Source organism: Kiloniella spongiae (genome assembly GCF_001026905.1).
In the GTDB taxonomy this organism is placed as follows: Bacteria; Pseudomonadota; Alphaproteobacteria; order Kiloniellales; family Kiloniellaceae; genus Kiloniella; species Kiloniella spongiae.
Window position 1 is genome coordinate 566,626 of sequence record NZ_LAQL01000002.1, and the last position, 17,770, is coordinate 584,395.

Here is a 17,770-nt window from a genome sequence, read left to right on the forward strand (position 1 = left end):
CACAAGGCTTTTAATATCAAGATGGTGTCCTGAAAGAATTAGCAGGATAAACACCCAGTATTTTAACTTCTTTCGAGAAAAAGCTCAGCTCTTCAAGCGCCAGTCGCACCAGGCGCTCGGAAGGATGGCCTTCCACATCAGCATAGAACTGCGCTACTGAAAAACTTCCATCCGTGATATAGCTTTCAAGCTTGGTAATATTCACACCATTTGTCGCAAAGCCCCCAAGAGCTTTGTAAAGTGCTGCCGGAACAGACCGTACTTTAAAAACGAAAGTCGTGACAACCATACCGTCTTTGGGATCGGGATCAATCGGATCCCGCGCCATAATCAAAAAGCGAGTGGTGTTATCTGCGTTATCGTTTACATCCGTGCCCAATGTTTCAAGGCCGTATATTTCGCCAGCCATAGAGGTTGCGATAGCACCGACATCCTTGTTGTTCCACAAAGAAACTTGCTCGGCAGCACCAGCCGTATCTGCCGCAACAATTGGTTCTATATCGTGCTCTCGTAAAAACTCACGACACTGAGCAAGAGCCTGAACATGGGAATGAACCTGACTTAACCCTTCCAGGGTCGCACCTTTTGGGGCGAGCAGTTGATGTTCAATTTTCTGATAATGCTCACCAATGATGTGCAACCCCGATTCTGGCATCAGATGATGGTTATCAGCCACACGCCCCGCACTGGAATTTTCAATCGGGATCATTGCAAGGCGGGCTTTGCCATTCCGAACTGCTGCAAAGGTGTCCTCAAATGAATAGCAGGGCAGTGTTTCCATGTCTGGAAATACCGCTCGACAAGCTATGTCAGAGTTTGCACCTTTGACGCCCTGAAAGGCGATCAGATTATCAGCTTCGGTCATTGGTTTAGGCCTTAATTATATTGTTAATCGTTTTGGGTCTCTCATTTCAATTTGGCCATTTGAATCTGGCCATTTAAATTTGAAAAACCTCAGTATCCGGCGAGAATCTGTCTCGCTTTTTCAAGATCCGCAGGAGTATCAACCCCCAGCGGAACAGTGTCAACGAGGGCGACATCAATACGCATCCCAGCTTCTAACGCCCGAAGCTGCTCTAATCGTTCACGTTTTTCCAAAGGCGATGCTGGCAAGGTGACAAATTTTTCCAACGCTTCTCTGCGATAGGCATACATACCGATATGATGATAGAGCGGTTGATCATCATTACCTTCATCCCAGGGGGCCTTGCTTCTTGTAAAATAAAGTGCACGTGAAACGGTCTGTCCCGATTCAAAACCGGCGACAGCTTTTACAACATTTGGATTATCCCGCTCAGTCAATTCAGATATTTCAACAGCCAAGGTACCGATATCAACGCCCTCAGTTGCCAAAAGCTCGAACGTTTGCCGGATCAATCTCGGCTCAACAGTTGGCAAATCCCCCTGCACATTGATGATTGCATCATACCTGTTTTCTGGATCAAACTTTTGCAGAGCTTCATGAATCCGATCAGAACCTGAAGGATGGTCAGGGTACGTCAAAACAGCATGTCCCCCAATCTTTTCAATTGCATCCGCAATTTCCTGTTCTGCGCAGGCAACGACAACAGGCCCCACCTCAGCTTCAACAGCGCGGTTGTAGCACTGGACAATCATCGGCAAGCCAGCAATGTCCGCCAAAGGCTTTTTCGGCAAACGCGAAGAGGCCATACGCGCGGGAATTAGAACAACAGGATTTTGAGGACAAGACATGAAAGGCCTTTAATAATTGTATTTAATGCGCGGATTCATCTCCACTTCACCTATAGAGAGAATCGTATTCTTCGCGCTAACATAGTTAACAAACAGCTTCGAAACAAAGTGCTTTGCGCTTTTTTCACTATAACTATTCAAAAAATCTGCTTAAGCTTGGCAAAAATCAATTGAAACTATTGAATGCTTGGCTTCAGAACGCTATTGTCTGCCGGAAATTCAAATATAAGCCCAAAGGGTCAGGAAGAATGTCTTTAGAGAATAATAAGGCTTTTGCCTCAGTACTAACTGCCGGCATCATCTTAATGGCATCTGGTTTTGCAGCGAATATGCTCTACCAACCAAAAGACTTGGAAGAAAATGCCTATAAAGTTGAAGTCGCTGATAGCGGTGCTGAAGTAGCATCTACAGCCCCTGCTGGCCCGGCTATTGAACCAGTAAGCGCCCTTCTTGCTTCTGCCGACGTAGCTGCCGGTGCAAAAGGCTTCAAGAAATGTGCTTCCTGCCATACGGTTGAAAGCGGTGGCGCTAACAAAGTCGGCCCCGCACTTTGGGGAATTGTTGGTGCACAACGTGCTGCAGTTGACGGATATTCCTATTCTGACGCACTAACTGCCATGAATGGCGAGACTTGGGACTACGAAGCTCTCAACGAGTTTCTGACAAAGCCAAAAGCTTTTGCACCGGGAACGAAGATGGGTTTTGCTGGCCTCAAGAAAGTTGGTGCCCGTGCAAACCTGATCGCCTACATGCGTGAGCAGAGCGACAATCCTGCTGCTCTACCAGAATAAACTGAATAATTTGCATTCAAAAAAAGGCGATCCAACGGATCGCCTTTTTTATGTCTTGCTCTTTTTATGTATCGCTACGAAAAGCAAAATTTGACAACAACGAGTTAAATCAAATTTCAAACAGGATTCCTATACGATGAGTTCCGATTTCCTTTGCCCCAATGAATTTATTCAACTTGGAGAAAAACTTTGCGACGCAGCACAGGACGTTATCCTCAAACATTTCAGACAGCCGCTTGATGTCGAGGGAAAAAGCGATGACTCTCCCGTCACTATTGCAGATAGAAATGCAGAAAGCGCCATGCGTGACCTCATCAATACTGCCTATCCTGATCATGGGATTGTTGGCGAGGAACATGGATCTGAAAAGCTTGATGCAGAATTTGTTTGGGCATTAGATCCAATCGACGGCACTCGGAGTTTTATTTCCGGGCACGCAATTTTTGGTACCCTTGTTGCTCTTTTACGAAACAACCAACCTGTCATGGGCATTCTGGCAATGCCTGTTCTAGGCGAGCGCTGGGTTGGTGCAACAGGACATAAAACCCTTTTTAAGGATTTCCGGGGCATCACTGAAGCAAAAACACGCGATTGCGCTAAACTATCCGATGTCACGATTGCCACCACCTCGCCCCATCTATTTAAAGAAGACGAATTTCCAAAATTCGACAAGGTGCGCAAGAATGCAAAAATGCCGCTCTTCGGCGGAGACTGTTATAACTATGGCCTCGTCAGTAGTGGATTGATTGACCTAACGGTAGAGGCCGGTATGGGTGTCTATGATTTCCTGGCGCAAGTCCCGATCCTCACTGGCGCGGGTGGTATCATGACAGACTGGGAAGGCAACGCCCTTGGCATGCATTCTGATGGAAAAGTTATCGCTGCTGGTGATACCCGTGTGCATCAGGAAGTTTGTGATCTCATAAATCAATAGCACTTTAAGCACTCAACACCTTTATCCTTAACAGATAAAGCTTTCGATTTAGCCGTCATGTTAACCATTTTTCATTACTCACCTGCCAATATCCTTGTTCAACTTTGTTTGAGGTGCGAAAAATGGTTAACGAAGTCCTTGATCATAAAACCAAAACACCTCAGACTACCCACCTAGGGGCCTTCGCCCTCTAAAATAGATATTCCGGGGGTTATGACAAGACGATGCGCGCACTCTTTCTGGTCAACTTTGTCCTCTGCATCCTCTTGCCGTTTTCAGCTACCGCACAAACGACAAAATCCCACGGCATTGCCATCCATGGGGAACCGGGTTATCCCGCTGACTTCACCCACTTTAATTATGTTAATCCCGATGCCCCCAAAGGGGGCGAAATTCGTATTGCCAGCGAAGGTACTTTTGACAGCTTTAACCCCTATATCATCAAAGGCGTGCCCGGCCCCGGCTTTACACCGGAAAGCCTCTTGGTCTCGAGTGCTGATGAAGCAGCCAGTGCCTATGGGCTAATAGCCAAAAGCCTTGAATGGCCCGAGGATAGATCCTGGGTTACCTTCACCCTGCGCCCGGAAGCAAGATGGCACGACGGTGTCCCCATAACCGTCGACGATGTTATTTTTTCTTGGGAAACCATACGTAATGACGCCGGGCCTTATGTAAAAAATTATTACGCAATCCTGAAAGAAGTTGAAAAGGTCGGGGATAATCAGGTTAAGTTTACTTCCGGCGAACCCGGAAACAGAGAATTTCCCATCCGTGCCGGCTCTCTGCCAATCTTCGCCAAGCATTATTGGGAAAACAAAGATTTTTCTAAAAGCACGCTGGAGCCTCCCTTGGGAAGTGGCCCCTATAAAGTGACCGACTTTGAAGCTGGCCGGTATGTAGTCCAAGAACGAGTTAAGGATTACTGGGGAAAAGATCTGCCCGTAAACAAGGGCCAGGATAATTTCGATAAGATAAAAACCACCTACTACCATGATGACGATGTCATCAAACTAGCTATCAAATCAGGGGAAATAGATTACCGGAACGAACGCTCATCCAGCGCTTGGGCACAAGATTATGATGTCCCAGCCATTAACAAGGGCTGGTTGAAGAAAGAATCAATTCCCCATAAACGTCCTCAGGGCATTCAAGGCTTTTTCTACAATACGCGAAGGGACATATTCAAAGATCCTAAAGTCAGAAAAGCTATTGGATATGTCTATGATTTTGAATGGTCCAATAAGAATCTATCTTTTGGGTTGCTAACCCGCACCACCAATTATTTTGGGAACTCTGAGTTATCCTCAACAGGAATCCCCAAAGGACGTGAATTGGAAATACTCGAAAAGTATCGCGGCAAAGTACCCGACAGTCTTTTTACAGAAACATTTCATGTCCCCACATCTGATGGTAGTGGATGGCCTCGGCATAATTACCGCAAAGCTTTCGAACTTCTTGCCGAAGCAGGTTGGGTCGTAAAGGACCTGAAACTGGTAAATGAAAAAACCGGGGAGCAAATGTCTTTCGAAATGCTTGTTTCGTCCAAAGGCATGGAAAGAACTATACTTCCCTTTGTGACGAGCTTAAGCAAGCTCGGTATTGATGCCAGAATTCGACTTGTTGATCGATCCCAATACATCAACCGTATCAGAGATTTTGACTATGACATCGTTATTATCAAACTTTCTGCCAGCATTACCCCAGGAACAGAACAACGTGGATTTTGGACAAGTGAAACCGCAGATAAAAAGGGAAGCGGTAATTTTGCTGGTATCAAAGATCCTGTTATTGATGAACTGGTAGAAGCAATTGCAAATGCTGATGATCGTGAAGAATTGGTTGCTACTGTGCGCGCATTAGACCGGGTTTTACTCTGGGGGTTTTATGTTATCCCACAATTCCATACCGAAGATGATCGCGTGCTTTATTGGGATAAATTTTCTCGTCCCAACGTGACGCCATGGCGTGGAACCAGTACATCCTATTGGTGGTTTGATAGCGATAAAGAAGCTGCGTTGATGGCATCAATGGCAAAGAACGAGCTTACACAAGAAGCTAAAACAACAGACAATGATGAAAAACCCGTTGCTGAATCACCGGCGACTAATGAACCGTTTTTTGATCCGTTAATTGTTGATACCTTTTTGAATAACTTCGAAAAACTGGGCCTGAACCCTGAAACTATAAAAGATCTTTTCACTTTTCAGATCTTCGCCGACCCCAATGCTTTTTTCAAAAAAGATAACTGGCGGCCCTATGCACTGGGCATCAGCCTGTTGATTATCGTCCGCTGGTTTATTCGAAGACGCCGACGCAACAGGGGGCAAATCTGATGCTGGCCTATATTGTTCGCAGACTTTTATTGATGATCCCAACTCTTCTGGGGATTATGATTCTGAATTTTGCCATCATTCAACTTGCCCCAGGCGGTCCTGTAGAACAAGTGCTGGCCAAGCTGTCAGGGCAAGGCGCAGAGATATCAGAACGTATAACCCAGAACAAAGATGATCTGGCCCCCGTCAGTGATATTGAATCCGCAAATACCAGCAAATATAAAGGCGCGCAGGGCCTGGACCCGGAATTAATTAAAGAACTTGAAGCTCAGTTTGGTCTCGATAAGCCTTTACATGAACAGTTTATTGTCATGATGGGTAACTATTTAACATTTGATTTTGGCGATAGCTTTTTTCGAGATCGGAAGGTTGTTGATCTCGTCATAGACAAAATGCCAGTTTCTATATCTCTGGGCATCTGGACCACTCTCCTTGTCTATTTAATCTCCATTCCTCTTGGCATAAAGAAAGCCACCCGCGACGGATCTTCTTTTGATATATGGACCAGCGGCGTCATTATCGTTGGCTACGCTATCCCCGGATTTATCTTTGCCGTTCTATTGCTCGTCGTATTTGCCGGAGGCAGCTATCTGACAATTTTCCCTCTTAGCGGATTAACATCGGATAACTGGGATGATCTATCGACACCCAATAAAATACTCGACTATCTGCATCACATCATTTTACCAGTCACAGCGATGGTCATCGGCGGTTTCGCCAGTCTGACAATGCTAACCAAGAATTCATTTCTGGACCAAATTGGTCAACAATACGTCACAACGGCACGAGCAAAGGGCCTTACAGAAAGTCGCGTGCTTTATGGACATATCTTCCGTAATGCCATGCTCATCGTTATTGCAGCCTTCCCCGCCAGTTTCATCGGTGTTTTGTTTACTGGGTCAGTATTGATAGAGGTTATTTTCTCCCTTGATGGATTGGGTCGCTTAGGCTTTGAAGCTGTTTTCAATCGCGATTATCCCATTATTTTTGGCACCCTCTATTTCTTCACGCTTGTTGGACTTCTTATGAATATCATCGGCGATCTTGCTTACATGCTCGTCGACCCCAGAATTGACTTTGAAAGTCGGGAGGGTTGATCAGTGAGAGGTAATACACAGAAACTATTTGGCATAACACTGGCCCCGATGAATCAACGACGGTTACAAAACTTTAAAAAAAATCGCCGTGGATATTGGTCTCTTTGGATTTTCATTATCCTTTTTGGATTGAGCTTAGTTGCAGAAGTGATTGCCAACGACAAACCGATTGTCATTTTCTATGATGACAAGCCATACTTCCCCATTGTTCAAGCTCTACCAGAAACTCATTTCGGTGGCGAATTCGAGACTGAAACAGACTACCACGACCCTTATGTTCAGAGTCTAATCTCAGCTAAAGGGTGGATGATATGGCCGCTAATTCAATACAACTATAAAACTGTAGCCTATAAGCTGCCCACGCCAGCGCCCTCAGCCCCTGATTTTGATCATTGGCTCGGGACGGACGATCAGGCCCGGGATGTTGTTGCGCGCCTTTTGTACGGCATGCGAATATCAATTTTATTTGGTTTATTATTAACCGCCATCAGCGCTGTTATAGGTGTAACAGCCGGGGCAATCCAAGGTTATTTTGGTGGTGTTCTCGATCTCGTTGCCCAGCGATTTATCGAAATCTGGAGTGGCCTGCCAACTCTCTATATTCTCATTATCGTTAGCTCTGTTCTCGTGCCAAGTTTCTGGACGCTTCTGGGTATATTGATGCTCTTTAGCTGGGTTGGTTTTGTCGGTGTGGTCAGGGCCGAGTTTCTCAAAGTTCGAAACTATGACTACATCAGATCGGCAAAGGCATTGGGAGTCAGCGATAGGATGATCATGTATCGTCATATTCTCCCCAATGCGATTGTCGCAACACTCACCTTTCTACCTTTTACGTTGACCGCGGCAATTACAGGCCTGACATCGCTAGATTTTCTTGGTTTGGGACTTCCTGCAGGATCTGCATCGCTAGGCGAACTTCTTGCTCAGGGTAAAGCAAATCTTCAGGCGCCGTGGTTAGGCTTAACCGCTTTTGTTTCACTCGCTGTGATGCTTAGCCTTTTAGTCTTTATTGGCGAAGCCGTGCGTGATGCCTTTGACCCTAGAAAGCTTTTTAACGGAGGTCGCTCATGAGTGTTCTCGTCGACCATTCTGCCGATGAAGAGCAAGCTCTTTTGGACATCACCAGTCTTTCTGTTCAGTTTCATGGGGAAGAAGAAACTGTCGATGCTGTCGCCGGGATTACCTATAAGTTGATGGAAGGGCAAACCGTTGCCCTAGTAGGGGAGTCAGGATCGGGTAAATCGGTTAGTGCGTTGTCTATATTGCAACTGCTTCCATATCCTCAAGCGCAGCACCCCCAAGGGAGCTCTATAAAATACAGGGGCAAGGAAATCATCGGTGCTGACGATGCCACCATGCGGGATATCCGGGGGAACAAGATTTCGATCATCTTCCAGGAACCTATGACATCGTTGAACCCGCTGCACACGATCGAAAAGCAAATAAACGAAGTTCTTTTTATTCATAAAGGCATGGGGAAGATAGAAGCTCGTAAACGAACTCTCGAACTTCTAAAGCTGGTCGGCATAAAAGACCCCGCTGGACGTCTTAAATCCTACCCGCACGAGCTATCCGGTGGGCAACGGCAACGCGTTATGATTGCCATGGCGCTTGCCAATGAACCGGATCTCTTAATTGCCGATGAACCAACAACGGCATTGGATGTGACCATTCAGGCGCAGATTCTTGAACTTTTGAAAGAGCTTCAAGAAAAACTCGGTATGTCCATTTTGTTGATCACGCACGATCTTGGTATTGTCAGAAAAATGGCCGACCGCGTTTGCGTCATGACAGAGGGACAGATTGTCGAACAAGGTCCAACTGAAAAAATCTTTTCGCAACCAGAGCACTCCTACACCCAAAAATTGCTCGCGGCAGAACCACAGGGAAAACCCGTCGAAACCAATTCTGATGCGCCGGAAATCATGGCTTGCGAAGATATTAAGGTCCACTTCCCGGTTAAACGCGGGATATTGCGAAGAACCGTCAGCTACATCAAAGCAGTTGATGGTATATCTCTCACGCTGCAACAGGGGCATACAATTGGCATTGTCGGCGAGTCAGGATCAGGAAAAACAACTCTGGGCCTCGCCCTTTTACGGCTGATATCAAGTAAAGGTGCAATCCGTTTCGACGGAAAATCCATCGCCAATTCCAAAGGATCAAAACTCAGATCACTTCGGCAGGAAATGCAAATTGTCTTCCAGGACCCTTATGGCTCCCTCAGCCCGCGTCTCTCTATAGGGCAGATTATAGAAGAAGGTCTGAAAGTTCACCGCCTGGGCGGCAATGCGAAGGAAAGAGAAGCATTGATTATTGAGGCCTTAAACGAAGTCGGTCTTAATCCGGAAAACCGCCACCGTTATCCTCATGAATTTTCTGGCGGTCAGCGTCAAAGAATAGCCATTGCCCGCGCCATGGTCTTGAAGCCACGGTTTCTGGTACTGGACGAACCAACTTCAGCGCTTGATATGTCTGTGCAAGCTCAGATCGTTGACTTGCTTCGCAGCCTACAAGTCAAACACGACCTCACCTATCTGTTCATAAGTCACGACCTGAAGGTGGTTCGCACGCTTGCCGATAATGTGATTGTCATGAAAGACGGCAAAGCAGTAGAAACAGGCACCGCCAAAGAAATCTTCGAGACCCCGCAAACTACCTATACCCAGGCTCTGATCAAAGCTGCCTTTGATATCGAAGCTGTTAATCAGGACGCCATAAGTGCATAAAAAGCACTTAATGATAATTATATATTGTTCCGGGACTCCAAGGAGATTTATTTCGGGATAAACTACTGCGAAATAAAAAACTTTTGTTGCCGGATTGCCATTCCTTTCCCGCATCCCCTACACTGTCTGCTCAACGATTGATCATTAGAGGCTCTTGATGGCACTGCTTTTTATTTCCGAGACAGACAGGTTGGATTTATGGCGCAAGTATCTGCTTGCTGAAATTCCAGATCTTGATATGCGTCTGTTGCCAGAAATCGGAAATAAAGAGGACATTGAATACGCCCTTGTCTGGCGACCACCCGCAGGGTTGCTCAAAACCCTTCCCAATTTAAAAGTTATTTTCTCACTAGGGGCTGGCATTGATCATCTCGCTTCAGACCCGGATTTACCGGAAAACGTGCCCGTTGTGAGAATGGTCGATTCGTCTTTGACGTCAGGTATGACCGAATATGTCGTCATGTCTGTCTTGAACCACCACAAGAACATGCGATTATATCGTGAACAACAAAGTCGTAAAGAATGGACGCTGCATGAACCACCTGTAACTTGGGATAGGCGGGTCGGTATTATGGGTATGGGCGTCTTGGGATCAGATGTTGCTGGCAAACTCAGCTATCTCGGTTTTGACGTCGCGGGTTGGAGTAGAACCCACAGGGAACGGCCGGGGATAAAAACCTATGCCGGCACAGACCAGCTCGAAGATTTCCTGAAAACAACAGAAATTCTGGTTTGCTTGTTACCTCTGACAGACGAAACAGAAGATATTCTCAATAAAGATCTTTTTGCCATGCTTCCCAAGGAAGCAAGCATTATCAACGCCGCAAGGGGTGGGCATCTGGTTGAAGAAGATTTAATTGAGGCACTGGATTCAGAACATCTATCAGAAGCAACCCTCGATGTTTTCAAATCAGAGCCGCTGGATCAGCATCATCCCTTTTGGGAACACCCAAAAATCACCATCACCCCCCATGCAGCCAGTACAACGCATCCGAGTTCCAGCGCTCGAAATGTAGCCGATGGCATCAAGCGCTTTGAAAGCGGGGATGACTTATTGAATATTGTGGATATGAAACGAGGCTATTAAGCCTAGTATACTGAAGTCTTCGCGGAATTAGGGTTTAAGAGTCTGGGAATCCTACATCTAGACAGCATAAACCTTAGACTTCTTCGGCATAATCTTCGACCATATCGCCAAACTCACGTAGGTAGACAGACCCTTTGATCGTTCGCTGCACAAGGATGGATCGACGATCGTTCTCATCTGTTTTACGTCGAATAAAATCATACTTCCCCAAACGGTCCAAAGCACGGGTTACAGCAGGTTTTGACATGTTCAGTTCTTCGGCCAGCCCGCGAACTGTATGTGCCTGATCTTTTAGGTACACGTGGAGCAATAAAGTAAATTGGCGAGACGTCAGGTCCGGAAGCCCCTTTTGCAAGGCTGTGACCATTACGCCTCGCCATAATTCTAAAGCCTGTTTTGCTGGTATGTCCACGATCGTTCCTAAACGTTCCGCAATCGCAATGATTCTAGAACACAATCCCGATCAAACTCAAGACATTCCTGCAATAAGCATTTATAAAGGCTTCCTTAGCGAACAGTAACACAAGTCACTTTACTCAAGCTTGCAACTTTGTGGGAAACAGATCCAAGAAGGAGAGATTCAAGATCTCCGTGACCACGGCTTCCCATCACAATAGCATCAATCTTGTTCTTATCGGCAAATTCAACGATAGACCGAGCAGGCGGGCCAACTTTAACTTCGGTTTTGATGTTTTGGACACCAACCTTTTTGGCAATTTCCTTTGCTTCGTTCAGAACTTCCTGACTAAAGGAATCAAGAACATATTGCGCGTCCTGACCAGACACATGTTCAACTTCCATAAAACGGCGTAACCCTTCGTTCATTTTCACAGCCTTTGCGACTGTTAGAAAAACAAGCTCACCTTCGAACTTAAGGGCAAGGGCTGCCGCTTTTTCAACGGCACGCATACTGTGCTCGGAACCATCAACCGCACAAAGGATTTTATTGAACATTGCCATACTCCATCTGTAAGACAGTAATTAAAACCAAATTCAAAAGAACATTAGCACAAAATAAGAGAATTTTCCCAATCTCTATTAGCAACCCAGAAGTGCATAAAATGAGATACAGAAAATACGATATAAGAAATCTGTACCAATCCCGACCTTATTCCCCAACCATTTCTTTGATCATAGAGTAAACCGCCCTTAAACCAAGAGCTTCCCCGCCTTCCGGTTTTCCTGGAGAGGAGGCGTTGTTATAAGCCATGACATCAAAATGCGCCCACGGAATATCTTTCTCGACAAACTCTTGCAGATACAGCGCTGCTGTGATCGCCCCGGCATAAGGACCGGAAGCAACATTGTTCAAATCAGCAATCTTGCTATCCAGCATTTTGCGATAAGGCTGATGTAACGGCATGCGCCAGACTTCATCACCAGTCTCTACAGAATGATGACGTAGTTTTTCTGCTGTGCCATCGTCATTACAGAACATCGCAGGTAGATCAGTGCCCAGTGCCACGCGTGCAGCACCTGTTAAGGTAGCAAAATCAATGATAAGATCCGGTTTTGCACGACTCGCTTCGGCAAGAGCGTCACACAGGACCAAACGACCCTCGGCATCTGTATTTCCGATCTCAACAGTTAAACCCTTTCGGGTTTTAATCACGTCAGATGGCCTGAAGGCATTGCCAGCGACAGAATTTTCAACAGCAGGAATAAGAACCCGCAACTGGCAAGGTAGGTCACTTTGCATGATCGCAGCAGCAATTCCCAAAACATGTGCAGCACCGCCCATGTCCTTTTTCATCAAGAGCATGCCAGCCGGCGATTTTAAATCCAGGCCACCGGTATCAAAACAAACACCTTTGCCCACCAATGTCACCTTGGGGCCCGTATCTCCCCACCTGAAATCAATCAATCGAGGCGCTCGAACAGAAGCTTTACCAACCTCAAAGATCGCCGGGTAGTTTGCCTCTATGAGCTCGTCGCCAACAATAACATTACAATCAGCTTCATATTCACCAGCAAGCTGGGCTGCCGCCGTTGCAAGTTCTTCCGGGCCCATGTCATTACTTGGCGTGTTGATAAGATCCCGTGTCAGGTGGACACCGCCAGCAAGGGCCCGAACTTGTGTCTGATCCGCACCCTTTGGCCAAACCAGAGTGGAAAGAGTTTTGCTGCTCTCTTTATAGCGCGTGAACTGATAGGTTCCGATCGCCCATCCCAAAGCAACCTGTGTTGCGATATCGGCAGGAAGATCTTCTGCAAGGCAATAAATTCCTTCAGGAAGGCTCTGGCTCAATCCCGCAACTGTCCAAATCCCGGGGACATCACGATCCCCTAATCCGACGACAACGGTTCTGATACCACCACTTTGATCAGGAAGAGAGCAAACGGCTCCTTCATCTGCTTTAAATCCATTGGCAATCATCCAAGATGTCCCATCGACATTATCTTGGCAGTGATCATCAAATTTCATTTTATTCAAAAATACTAAAGGAATAGTCTGCTTTGATGCAGAATCAATCAGCTGAAAACTCATATTTTACCTACAAATTACCGGATAGTGACAAGAAAGACAGCGCTTACATAGAAAAGAATGCCGTTGATATTACAGTCAGATAGGGATGAGTGCACAGCTTTTTTAGGCCGTAAACAATATAAAGCTGCGACAAAACATTGAAAAAGGCACCTACATTTCAACCATTTCCCCTCAACCAGATAATGATGTCTGTACTTCAATAGTTCCTGATTGTCTCCAGAATGATCAACACGTGATATATGTGTTATTCCTCAACGACTTCTTCGCCATCAACAAGTTCACTATCTGTTGATGTGTCATCATTACCCACGGTCTCCTTGTCTTCGGTCTGGTCATCTTCGGCAGCACTCATCGGCTCTTCGTCTAAGATTTCATCCTCAAAGGTTTCTTCCTCTTCCGGGATCATACCTATTTCCTGATAAAATCTTTTTGCTCCAGGGTGCAAAGGCAAAATCAATCCATCCAATGCCGTTTCTTTAGTAATAAATCGACCAAGTGTATGACCTTTTGCAAGGTTTGCCGCGGTTGTTTCATGCCACAATGCTTTGGTTATGCCATAAATCAAATCATCGTCCAGATCCTCACGCACCAGAAATTGTGCCGGAACCATCAAAGCCAAAGTGTCTGATGTATTTTTATAGGTCCCTACTCCAATCGTTCCCCCCGAAAAGAAAGGGTAGATTTCTTCCAGAATTTCAACATCTGTTTTACTCAGGGATAAAAGCCTTGCCTTGTGTCGTTCAGTCAGAACAGTGACCAATCTGGCCGGTGTTCCAGCAATGATAAAGAAAGCATCAATCTCACCGCTTGTTATCGCTTCGTATGACTCGCTGTCAGACAACGTGAACATCTTTTCTTTCGGGACTCTGACGCCACGGGTTTCCAGTAACAATTGAGCAGCTGCATTTGTACCGGAACCCGTTGGTCCGATAGAGATATTTTTTTCAGCAAGATCTTCAAGCGAGCGAATGCCACTGTTGATACCGACAACAAGATGCATTGCTTCCGGATAAAGGTTTGCAACACTTCTCAAATTGCCAATTGCCCCACGCGTACGGAAAACATGTTCGCCTCGCAACGCCCAAAAGACAACATCAGCTTGCGCGAAGCCCCCTTCAAGCGTGCCATTAGAGATGCCGATAACATTAGACACAGAACCCTGTGTAGAGACACTCACAGATAAAAGGCCGTCAACGCCGCAACTTCCACCTTTTTCACATGCACGCGAACCAACTGGCTTACTGATGGAACTGGCAATAATACCACCCAATGGGAAGTAGTTTCCAATGGTCGCCCCGGTTCCTATTCGAAACACAGGCGTATCCTGAGCAAAACTGATGCTCGAGAATATTGATATACATAGAGTGAAAGCGACAAAAACGAAGTTTTGAAAGTTCTTTAGAAAGAAACGGTACCTTGAGGACGTCGAAAACAACCGACTGCCTTTCTCTTATAACAGATTAGTCGCTGGGAAGCTTTTCTTATCCTACGACATAACTAGTTAAAAGTTAATTATAACCTTGTGTCACTATCGATTTTTTTATTACTCAAAAATTCAGCGACCCAAAATGCCTTTTGATGAGATCAAACCTCATAAAAGCAAAGCCTTCCTCATCCGGATTTCCACCGTTGAATAAGAACCTAGCAATCAATAATGACAGGGAATTGGTATAATTGTGGCAGTAATTGGTGCATCGAGTGAGAAGTGATAATCAGGCAGCCTGCTCCATGAGAACACCATCAGACAATTCAACCTGTCGTGTCGCTACTCTGTTCAGAAAGTGATGATTATGCGACACGATGATCATGGCCTGCGGTAGTTCTGTCAGCAACGAGATCAAATGTTGCTTCGTGTCCCTGTCCAAGTCATTTGTAGGCTCATCAAGTAAAAGAACTTCTGGTTCCAACGCCATAACAGTTGCCAGGGCAACCAAACGCTTTTGACCACCAGATAATTTATGCGTAATTCTATCCGCCAGATGCTCCAACCTTAAAAGTTCCAGTGTCCGCCGAACGATTTCACCAACTTCTTCCGCTGACTTCCCAAGATTCAGAGGGCCAAAGGCAAGATCTTCGGCAACCGTTGGGCAAAAAAGTTGATCATCAGGATCTTGAAAAACTAACCCGGCACGGACACGAACATCACGAAAATCTTTTTCTTGCTGCCGCACTGCTCCAAAAGCATGAATTTCGCCGCTGTCAGGCGTTTCCAGACCATTGATCAAGCGAAGCAGCGTACTCTTCCCAGCGCCATTACTACCTGTTAAAGCGACACGATCTCCCGCATTCAGTTCAAAGTTCACACCTTTGAGGACATCCAAACCACTTGCATAGGAAAAATGCAGACCACGGAGCGAAATCAGCGACGCCATCAAAAGTACTCTATAGCCAACAGGCCTAAAATAACCACAGCAGTACAAACGGCAAAAATACGATCACGCATTTCGATCTTCATATTATTCAAAATATGGAACCGGCCATCGAAGCCCCGACATTTCATAGCTTCCATAATACGGTCAGATCTTTCAAGACTTCGGACTAACATCATTCCGATCAAGTATCCAATAGAGCGCAATGTATGTATATCCGTCCGGGGGACAAAGCCACGGGCTTTCATCGCCAGACGCATGGTTTTGTATTCTTTATAGAACACATCAATATAGCGTACAGTAAAAAGGAAAAGGTGTACCAGTTTTGCCGGAACTTTAAGGCGATAAAGTGCATGCCCCAAGACCGACGGCTCCATAATCCCCACCAATCCCATCAAAGAAAACAATATCGCATTTGCTTTGAGCCCAACCTCTGCCGCACGGTAGAGACCTTCTTTACTGGCATCCCATCCCCAGACAGAAAAAAGGGGGTCCCCCGGCATCGTAAAGGGCAGCGTCAGCATCAAGACAACAATAAATGAGTCGACAACAACAACCTTGCGGATTGTTGTCCATAGCGGCAAGCGCGAGGACAGCGAGAGCCCCAACCCAATACCAAGAGCAAGGGTAAGAGCGCTCAAATCGTGCATTGCCGAAATAAGAAACGCAAAGGATACACAGGAAACAAGACGTACGCGCGGATCCAGACTCTTTAAAAATGCTTCAGGTTTACTCTGTTCATTTTTAACCGTCCAGGATTGCGAAACATCGCCCAAAACCTGTGTCATATTACGCGCCTTTTGTTGTCTTGAAGCGACCCAGAAGGAAAGATGCTATACCAAAGATTCCAAGGATATAACCAATACCCCCCAGGATATCCTGCATACGACGTTCTTCTTTATATTGTGCCAGTTCTTTGCGCAAAGACCGAACTTCTTTTGACGTTTTTGAAACAAGCTTCTCTAAAGCAATCTGATCAATGACCACAAAATTGGTATCTGCATCTGACACAACGGGTTGAACCGCAGTATCTTCATTAGACAATACAGCTTCTGAACTCGATGAAGTATTAGCCGTGCGAACGCTTCCCCCCTCCAGGTCATCCGGCAATTCATCCGCGGTCACCCTGAACGTCGCAATATGGCCTGCACTTAAATTTGCCCGAAAAATATGATCGATTTTTTTCGTAGCTGTAAAAACAAAAAATCCTTCTTCATCCGTTGTCGTTTCACCGAGTTTGTTATCTTCCGGGTCAAAAACTTCAACAAGAAGGTTTTTAGCCATATCCCCATTGGAAAACCCAATTTCACCCTCAATCAAATTTCCATCAGGATAAGCAGCGGAAATGACTTTATGCCCCCATGCATTGGAATAGAGGCCAAGCGTTAAAAATGATGTCAGCAAGAGTGTCGTAAATTTGAAATTACCGTACAGCATTGATCAGCTCCGGTTTAACCTTTGTAATTAATTGAATAGTCGCAGCGGTCAAAATGCCTTCGACAGCCATAACCGGGAAATGTGCAACAATGACAAACTCCGCTGCCTTGGCAAACTCATCGCCGGAAAGAGCCAGCGACATTGCAACCATAACCGCGGTAAAGAAAATAGATAAAGATCCACCTAAAAAACCCCAGAACCCTGCAACAGAAAGAGTTTTTTGACGATAAAGGACATAACCATAGATCATCACCAACGCAAAAAGTGCCAAAGATATGCTGTTCACAGAAACACGCCATGTTGCCCCTTCAACCTGATAGGCCTCGTAAAGAGAAACACCCGCCCAGATAGACAATATAAAGAAAATGGCAAACAGGACATCAGCCACAAGCTTGGCAAGATTTTGTTGTTGGGCAGTAATTCCCCACCGACAGATAAAGAAGACCATTACGGCAGGAAACGCGATATTAACCGCATTCACACCAAGTACGGTCAAGCCGCCAAAGCCAAAGAAAACAGCCTGCAGCAACAACGCAACAACGAGAGCAGGAAAAGCTGCCCACCCGAGAATAATACCCAGCAATCCGTTTAGGATAAGATGTACAGAAGAAAAACCAAGTGGCACATGAATCAAGGAAACCACGAAAAAGACAGCAGACAGCACCCCGACACGGGGTAAATCTTCCGGTTCCAGCTTTTTCAAACTGTAGGCCACACCGGCAGCGGCAATAACGCCACCACCGATGAGAACTGGATTTGATAAGGCACCATCAACGATGTGCATCGTTATTT

At 45.9% G+C, this 17,770-nt stretch carries 17 protein-coding genes; 7 read left to right on the forward strand and 10 right to left on the reverse strand.

What is annotated here, in order from left to right; all coding sequences use genetic code 11:
- Positions 1–16 precede the first annotated feature (16 nt).
- Together WH96_RS02670 and WH96_RS02675 are read right to left on the reverse strand one after the other, a co-directional pair.
- Positions 17–865 (reverse strand): prephenate dehydratase, encoded by an 849-nt coding sequence (locus tag WH96_RS02670; RefSeq protein WP_047762546.1) that lies wholly within the window; start codon positions 863–865, stop codon positions 17–19.
- An 89-nt stretch (positions 866–954) separates the two neighbouring features.
- Complete coding sequence (locus WH96_RS02675) at positions 955–1,713, reverse strand: 3-deoxy-manno-octulosonate cytidylyltransferase (protein WP_047762547.1); 759 nt, start codon at positions 1,711–1,713, stop codon at positions 955–957.
- A 248-nt stretch (positions 1,714–1,961) separates the two neighbouring features.
- On the opposite strand from WH96_RS02675, the gene WH96_RS02680 reads away from it, so the two are divergent.
- The 7 genes from WH96_RS02680 to WH96_RS02710 all read left to right on the forward strand — a co-directional run bounded on the left by WH96_RS02680 (position 1,962) and on the right by WH96_RS02710 (position 10,684).
- Positions 1,962–2,504, forward strand: a complete 543-nt coding sequence (locus WH96_RS02680; protein ID WP_047762548.1) for a c-type cytochrome — start codon at positions 1,962–1,964, stop codon at positions 2,502–2,504.
- Positions 2,505–2,640: 136 nt separating this feature from the next.
- Positions 2,641–3,438: a histidinol-phosphatase gene (gene hisN / locus WH96_RS02685; protein WP_047762549.1), complete on the forward strand. Its 798-nt coding sequence runs from the start codon at positions 2,641–2,643 to the stop codon at positions 3,436–3,438.
- Between the two features lie 224 nt (positions 3,439–3,662).
- Positions 3,663–5,771, forward strand: coding sequence for an extracellular solute-binding protein (locus WH96_RS02690; protein WP_047762550.1), 2,109 nt, complete (start codon positions 3,663–3,665; stop codon positions 5,769–5,771).
- Positions 5,771–6,868, forward strand: coding sequence for a microcin C ABC transporter permease YejB (locus tag WH96_RS02695; protein ID WP_047762551.1), 1,098 nt, complete (start codon positions 5,771–5,773; stop codon positions 6,866–6,868). The genes WH96_RS02690 and WH96_RS02695 overlap by 1 nt, the downstream gene beginning before the upstream one ends.
- A 48-nt stretch (positions 6,869–6,916) precedes the next feature.
- A complete protein-coding gene (locus WH96_RS02700) occupies positions 6,917–7,939 on the forward strand; it encodes an ABC transporter permease (protein ID WP_047762552.1) in 1,023 nt (340 codons plus the stop codon).
- Complete coding sequence (locus WH96_RS02705) at positions 7,936–9,597, forward strand: ABC transporter ATP-binding protein (RefSeq protein WP_047762553.1); 1,662 nt, start codon at positions 7,936–7,938, stop codon at positions 9,595–9,597. Before WH96_RS02700 ends, WH96_RS02705 begins: the two co-directional genes overlap by 4 nt.
- Before the next feature lie 157 nt (positions 9,598–9,754).
- Entirely contained in the window at positions 9,755–10,684 is a 930-nt protein-coding gene (locus WH96_RS02710) for a 2-hydroxyacid dehydrogenase (protein ID WP_047762554.1), read from the forward strand.
- Positions 10,685–10,757: 73 nt separating this feature from the next.
- Here the strand turns inward: WH96_RS02710 and WH96_RS02715 are convergent, their stop codons facing one another.
- From WH96_RS02715 to cbiM, 8 genes are all read right to left on the reverse strand, one after another.
- Entirely contained in the window at positions 10,758–11,096 is a 339-nt protein-coding gene (locus WH96_RS02715) for a MarR family winged helix-turn-helix transcriptional regulator (RefSeq protein ID WP_156176669.1), read from the reverse strand.
- Between the two features lie 95 nt (positions 11,097–11,191).
- Complete coding sequence (locus WH96_RS02720) at positions 11,192–11,638, reverse strand: universal stress protein (protein WP_047762555.1); 447 nt, start codon at positions 11,636–11,638, stop codon at positions 11,192–11,194.
- Positions 11,639–11,792: 154 nt separating this feature from the next.
- Complete coding sequence (locus tag WH96_RS02725; protein WP_047762556.1) at positions 11,793–13,172, reverse strand: leucyl aminopeptidase family protein; 1,380 nt, start codon at positions 13,170–13,172, stop codon at positions 11,793–11,795.
- A 244-nt stretch (positions 13,173–13,416) separates the two neighbouring features.
- Entirely contained in the window at positions 13,417–14,607 is a 1,191-nt protein-coding gene (locus tag WH96_RS02730; protein ID WP_082130284.1) for a TAXI family TRAP transporter solute-binding subunit, read from the reverse strand.
- Positions 14,608–14,884: 277 nt separating this feature from the next.
- Complete coding sequence (locus tag WH96_RS02735; protein WP_047762557.1) at positions 14,885–15,544, reverse strand: energy-coupling factor ABC transporter ATP-binding protein; 660 nt, start codon at positions 15,542–15,544, stop codon at positions 14,885–14,887.
- A complete protein-coding gene (cbiQ, locus tag WH96_RS02740) occupies positions 15,544–16,329 on the reverse strand; it encodes a cobalt ECF transporter T component CbiQ (RefSeq protein WP_047762558.1) in 786 nt (261 codons plus the stop codon). The genes WH96_RS02735 and cbiQ overlap by 1 nt, the downstream gene beginning before the upstream one ends.
- A gap of 1 nt (position 16,330) precedes the next feature.
- Complete coding sequence (locus tag WH96_RS02745; protein WP_047762559.1) at positions 16,331–16,978, reverse strand: transthyretin-like family protein; 648 nt, start codon at positions 16,976–16,978, stop codon at positions 16,331–16,333.
- Positions 16,965–17,762 carry a cobalt transporter CbiM gene (cbiM, locus tag WH96_RS02750; protein WP_047762560.1) on the reverse strand — a complete coding sequence of 266 codons (798 nt, stop codon included), beginning with the start codon at positions 17,760–17,762 and terminating at the stop codon, positions 16,965–16,967. Before cbiM ends, WH96_RS02745 begins: the two co-directional genes overlap by 14 nt.
- Positions 17,763–17,770: the final 8 nt, after the last annotated feature.